The following is a 5,887-nucleotide window of genomic DNA, read 5'->3' as shown; positions in this document are numbered from 1 at the left end:
GTACTTTGTGGCGAGTGCGGGCGCGGTCAGCGCGGGCACGGTCCAGCGCTACATCGAGACCCAGTACGAGCGCGCCCCCAAGGCCAAGAGCGGGGGCGAGGGTGCGTAGGTCGTTCAAGTTCCTGCTGCGGCCGACCCGGCAGCAGGGTGACCGGGGCGCGCGCGCTGATCCAGGAGAACAGCGTCGAGGCGTGCGCGAGGTGGGTGTTGACCCGTCGCCGGCGCCATGGCGGCCGCGCTGCCGTCTTTTCGCCGCCACCCGGCGACGGCCAGGTGATCGCGCCAGGCGGCGAGTTCGCGGGCGGTGATCGCGAAGACGCGCACGCCGCCCAAGGTCACCGACCGACTATATGAGACGTGCGCGTACGGCGCGGCGGGCCAGGGCCGCGGCCTCGGGGTCGTGGTGCAGCTGGATCGCGTGGTTGAGCGCCATGACCACGCCGAGCAGCTCGAACGCCAGCTGGTCGGCATCCGTGCCCGCAGGCAGGTCGCCGACCTTCACGGCGCGCCGCGCCTCCTTGCGCAACCGCTCGCGCCAGGCGTCGAACAGGGCCGCGACCGCGTCGCGCACCGGCCCCTTCCTACCGTCGAACTCGTGGGCCGCCGCCACGAAGAAGCACCCGCCGGGGAAGACCCCGCGTTCCAGGTAGGAGATCCACGCCTCGCAGAGCGCGCGCAGCCGGGGCAGGCCGGGCTGGGCGGGCTGGGCGGGCTCCCAGACCTCGGCGCGGAACACCTCTGCCGCCCGGTCGAGCACCGCGAGCTGCAGCGTCTCCTTGGAGCCGAAGTGCCCGAGCACGCCTGACTTGCTCATGCCCAGGTCAAGGGCGAGGCGGCCGATGGTCAGCCCTTCCAGCCCTTCGGTGGAGGCGACGGCGACCGAGCGGTCGAGAATGGCCGTACGGGTGCCGAGCGCCTCGGCGACGGATCTGCGCGGACTCATACGGGCCACTTTAGCGTCCGAACGTTCGGTCGCTATAGTCCGGCGGTATGAGCGGATCACGACTTGTATCCACAGGCCACTACCAGCCTGCCAAGGTCCTGACCAATGACGATTTGGCCGGCATGGTGGACACCAGCGACGAGTGGATCAGACAGCGGGTCGGCATCCGCACGCGGCACGTGGCCGGACCCGGCGAGAGCGTGGCCGACCTGGCTGGGCACGCCGCCGCCAAGGCCTTGGCCGGTAGCGGCCTGGACCCGGCCGACATCGACCTCGTACTGATCGCCACCTGCACGCAGACCGAGCGCGCACCCAACATCGCCTCCCGCGTCGCGGCCCGTCTCGGCGTGCCCGCCGCCGCCCTGATGGACGTCGGGGTCTCGTGCTCGGGCTTCACCCACGCCCTTGCCGTGGCCGACCACACGATCCGCGCGGGCGCGGCCACGAACGCCCTGGTCGTCGGCGCGGACAAGATGACGGCGGTCACCGACTGGACCGACCGGACCACGTGCGTCCTGACCGGCGACGGGGCCGGGGCGGCCGTGGTCAGCGCGGCCCCGAAGGCGGAGATCGGGCCCGTGGTGTGGGGGTCGGCGCCGGAACTCGGCACCGCCGTACGCATCGAGGGCACGCCCACGCGCTTCTCCCAGGACGGTCAGACCGTCTACCGTTGGGCCACCACCCGGCTGCCCGAGATCGCCCGGCGGGCCTGCGAGCGCGGCGGCGTACGCCCCGAGGACCTGGCCGCGGTGGTGCTGCACCAGGCGAACCTGCGCATCATCGAGCCGATCGCCAAGAAGCTCGGCGCGGTCAACGCGGTGATCGCGCGGGACGTGGTGGAGTCCGGGAACACCTCGGCCGCCAGCGTTCCGCTGGCCCTGTCGAAGTTGCTGGAGCAGGGGGTGGTACGGCGCGGGGAGCCGATGCTGCTGTTCGGCTTCGGCGGGAATCTGTCCTATGCGGGGATGGTCGTACGCTGCCCTTCCAGCGAGTAGCCGAAGCGCCGGTCGGCCGGCTCCAGGCCGAGCAGGGCGGTGCGGCGGCAGGCCCGTATGGGGCCGAGGTTGCGTACCGGCACCCCGGCCCCGCGCCGTAGCCGGCGCGCCAGGTGCCCAGGCGGGGTGGGCCGGTCAGGAGCGCGCCGTCGCGACCACCCTGTGAGCGTGCTGCTATTGGAGGATGGCGAGTTGCCGGGACTGGGCGATCAAAGTGCCTTGGGAGTCCCAGATGTCGCAGTCTTCTTCGTGGAAGCCGCCGGTGAGGTGCCGGGTGTTGATCTGGCAGGCCAGCCAGCCGGGTGCGGGCCGGTTCCGCAGATGGATGGTCAGTTCGATGGTGGCGGAGGGGAGTTCGCCGAGTTCCATGACGGCCGGGTAGGCGGCGTCGGCCAGGAATGGCAGGCTCACCAGGTCGGGTTCGCGGCCGTCGGCGAACCTCATCCAGAAGGTCATGCTCGGGTCGCCGCTGGGCTGTCCGAGCAACCATCCGGGCGGCTGGGTCACACGGTATTCGACCCGATCGGCGACGGTGATGCCGGGCAGGGCGATGTCGGCCAGCGGATCAACGAGCTCATCCGGCGTGGGCAGGTCGGGCATGGTCGCCAAGGAGAGGGTTCGGCCGTCGGCTTGCTCCAGGTCTGCGAAGGTGGCGACGATGCGCAAGATTTCCTTGCCGTCTTGGTGCATCCGGGCCTCGCTGGTGGAGGTCCGGCGTCCTTGGCGAACCGTCTCGACATGGATCTGTGCTTCTCCGGGTGTCCCTGGCCGGAGGAAGAACGCCGATGCCACCAGCGGGTCGGGGAGCTCAGAGTGCTGCTGCAGTGCGCGAACACCCACGGCCATCAGGTAGCCGCCGTTGGGGTTGCCGCTGGCGGTGTTCCAGCGGTCGGTGAGCTGGGCGGTGTAGGTGTCGGTGCCGGCCGGGGTGGACCGGGTGTCCTGATCGAAGTGGTGCACGGTGGTCTGCTGCATGGGACAGAAGTTACTGAATAGCTGGAATCTCTCCTGTTGCGGGGTTGAGCGACGAAGCCTTGTCCCTCACCGGACCGGACGACCCTCGGCCTCGAGCGCCGAATCCGGCTCAGGTCGGGTAAGCACTAGTTCTTGAGTTGAGTTCGTTGGATCTCGCTCGACTTCCCTCTTCCTGGCCTGCGAGCTGGGTCTTCTCGGGTTTGCCGGATGGATCACGGTCACCTGAAGTAGCTTCACCCTCTGTGAACCGGCCCCACCCCGGTCTGCACCGTCTTGCCGATCTTCCCGTTGCGGGCGTTCCCGACTGCCGCACCGGCACCCTGTTCATGCCGGGTGTAGCCCAGATGCGCGGTCAGCTCGGCCTCCAAGGCCCGCTCCAGCACGACTTTGACCAGATCACCGAGCATGCTGCCCTCGCCGGTCAGCCGCAGCCCTCCCGCCTCATCCCGGGACCGGATCAGCAGCTCATCCAACAGCCGATAATCGATCAGCTCCCGGGTCGGGCGACGTTCCTGCTGCTCACCGGACACATCTCTCACCGTGGACCGGGCTTCACCCAGCGTGGTCGACATTTGGTCGCCGACACCCTCGATTACCGACATGACTCTCCCCCGAAAGTGGGCCCCCGCCCACAGATCACTTGCTTCCCAGCAAGATCACTTCCCACACCTAGAGGGATACCCCCGAGGAACCAGTCCACTTGATGGTGCCAGCAGCAGCCTCGGGGCGATTGCGGGGGAATGAGCCAAGGGGCGATGCGCCGGAGCCTTCGGCGCGCCCAGACCCAAGGGCCGATCATGCAGTCGGGACCTCGAAGGTCGTTGGGCAGGGGAAGTCGGGTGCAAGTTCGCACCCCACTTGGAATACAGGTAACCCGGGGAGGCCGATGCCGCCTGAGGTGCGGCGAGAGCCGTTGTCGGTGGATCACGCCAGTGACCGAACCCTCGCGAGTAGACGGTGTCGTCGTCCCGAGGGAGCTGCGAAGCGGGGGTCCGGCCGTTCGGCCGCTTGCGCTCTCTCCAGGGGTACGGCTGCGCCGTGGGGGACTCTCAGTCGTCGTGGCTGGGGTCTGTCCAGGGACACGGCCGGGTGGTGTGCGTGGCTGGTCGCCGTTACGGCCGAACGGGAACATACCGCGGATATACCGCACCTCCCTAGATTTGCCCTTTGTTCGCAACCGAATCATCCTCGACACGAGAGGGCACAGTGCAAATGGCAAGTATCCTGCGGAAGACCGCGATCTTCGGGGCTCTGGGGCTGGCGTTGTCGATCATCCCGGCTGCCACCGTCTCGGCCTCGGCAACCAGTGGGCAGCGGGAGCTCTACGACAAGTGCGCAGACGACGACTTCGACTACGAGTACTACGGGATCCTCAGGGCTTTCTATACGCCGAACGGCCACTCTGACGTGGTCGACAAGATTGACTACTTCCTGGGCACCGAGAACGGCCGGAAGCTCGGAAAGAAGAGCAATGTCAGATTGAGGATTCGCGAGTCCCTGCCCGATCGGCCCGACAAGACGCTGTGGGAGTGGGAATCCGGAGACGACATCAAGCCGGGCTGGCACTCCAAGAAGCCCTACCGGCAGGTGGCTTACAAGACGAGGTGGCACGTCGACGCCAAGTTCACCTTCGACGTTTCCGGCGTCGACCCGCGGAGCGTCTGCACCACCAACAAGGCCTGACGCCACGTGACGGGGGTGCCGCGGCACCCTCACTCGCTTAGGAGAAGCATCTGTGATGTCCCGAGCCGTGCTCGCCCTGCTGGTGTTCCTGACCGGCTGCAGCACTGCGACCGCTCAGCCGGAGCCCGACGCGCGGCCGCCGGCGATCGTGGCCGTGTCCGCGGAGGGCGCCGTGGTGGCCGACAACCGGGGCGAGGCGTTCTACGGGCTGGACCGGGCGGGCAGGGAGGTCTGGCGGGACACGGCGGCCTACTCCGAGGGTGCCGACGTGGTCTGCCAGGCGCGCTGCCCCGACCCGGTGTTCTCCGGTGCGGCAGAGGGCCCCGATCCTGAGCCGCGTTCCCTCTCCGGCGCGTTCGCGAAGTCCGATGCCCCGATCAAGCGGGTGTTGACGGCACGTGATGCCTCCGACGCGGTGATCGTCGAGAGCGACGGCTCGGAAAAGGGCAGGCTGCGGCTGATCCGGCCAAAGGGCAAGGAGAAGCGCATCCCGGTGGACAGCGGCTTCTCCTGGGCGGAGGACGCGTCCAGGACGGTCGCGGTCGCGTCCACTGGGAAGCAGGTGCTGTGGTTCCGGCACGATCGGCGGGGCTGGCGCGAGACCTCCCGCACCACGATCGGTGAACCGGCCAGGCCGATCTGTACATCGGGCACCACTGCGGTGGTCACGGGGGAACGCGCCTACCTGCTGACCCCCTCGGGCAAGCCAGTGCCGATCACCACCAGCCTCGAAGCCGTCACCGGATGCGCCGCCGGGACGAAGGGCCTGGTCGTGTACGCCCACTGGAAGGACGGCAAGGACAGGCGGTTCACCGGCATCCGAGGTGTCGACCCCCTCGGCAAGCAGACGTGGACACGCGAGATCGCCGACGAGGCGCAGATCCGCGCCCATCCCTCCGGCACAACCTTCGTGATCACCTACGGCGGGACGGCCGAGGTGGTCGACGGATCCGGCCGCTCGGTGGCCACGCACCCGGGCACCGCCTCTGCCGCCTACACCGCCGACGGCGCGCTGGCACTTCTGACCACCGCAGGAAAACTGCGCTGGGTACACGCCTCTTGACGACTTCTGTAATGCAGTTCTAATGTCATCGTCACATTCCTAGACGCCGTCTACATATGTGACACCCTTCCGCCAAGAAGGTCGCAGACCATGACCACCGTCTATCGTTGGCCAGCTGGGCGGTGGGTGGGAAGTTCCTTCGGAGTCGGCCCGCCCCGCAGCAGAAGATCCCACATGCCGGTCAGGTTATCCGGTGCCACCAGCACCGGGGTCGGCCAGCGTGACCAT

General features: G+C 68.4%; 5 protein-coding genes and 1 pseudogene. 3 read left to right on the top strand and 3 right to left on the bottom strand.

The window, feature by feature from the left end; all coding sequences use genetic code 11:
- Positions 1–346: 346 nt before the first annotated feature.
- Positions 347–943: a TetR/AcrR family transcriptional regulator gene (locus tag ACTMTI_RS56355; protein ID WP_441129317.1), complete on the bottom strand. Its 597-nt coding sequence runs from the start codon at positions 941–943 to the stop codon at positions 347–349.
- Between the two features lie 47 nt (positions 944–990).
- Between ACTMTI_RS56355 and ACTMTI_RS56350 the strand changes: the two genes are divergently transcribed.
- Positions 991–1,938 carry a beta-ketoacyl-ACP synthase III gene (locus ACTMTI_RS56350; RefSeq protein ID WP_441129316.1) on the top strand — a complete coding sequence of 316 codons (948 nt, stop codon included), beginning with the start codon at positions 991–993 and terminating at the stop codon, positions 1,936–1,938.
- 174 nt (positions 1,939–2,112) lie between these two features.
- Here ACTMTI_RS56350 and ACTMTI_RS56345 read toward each other — a convergent pair whose 3' ends face one another.
- Together ACTMTI_RS56345 and ACTMTI_RS56340 are read right to left on the bottom strand one after the other, a co-directional pair.
- Entirely contained in the window at positions 2,113–2,913 is an 801-nt protein-coding gene (locus tag ACTMTI_RS56345) for a thioesterase family protein (protein WP_441129315.1), read from the bottom strand.
- Between the two features lie 245 nt (positions 2,914–3,158).
- Positions 3,159–3,485: pseudogene (locus ACTMTI_RS56340) on the bottom strand (transposase); the annotation flags it as partial.
- A 595-nt stretch (positions 3,486–4,080) separates the two neighbouring features.
- On the opposite strand from ACTMTI_RS56340, the gene ACTMTI_RS56335 reads away from it, so the two are divergent.
- A complete protein-coding gene (locus tag ACTMTI_RS56335; RefSeq protein WP_441129314.1) occupies positions 4,081–4,596 on the top strand; it encodes a hypothetical protein in 516 nt (171 codons plus the stop codon).
- 52 nt (positions 4,597–4,648) lie between these two features.
- Entirely contained in the window at positions 4,649–5,659 is a 1,011-nt protein-coding gene (locus tag ACTMTI_RS56330; RefSeq protein ID WP_441129313.1) for a hypothetical protein, read from the top strand.
- The last annotated feature ends 228 nt before the right edge of the window (positions 5,660–5,887 follow it).

Origin of the sequence: Nonomuraea sp. H19 (genome assembly GCF_052068215.1) — a bacterium.
In the GTDB taxonomy this organism is placed as follows: Bacteria; Actinomycetota; Actinomycetes; order Streptosporangiales; family Streptosporangiaceae; genus Nonomuraea.
Note: the sequence above shows the minus strand (reverse complement) of the source record. Positions and strands in the feature narration are given on the sequence as shown.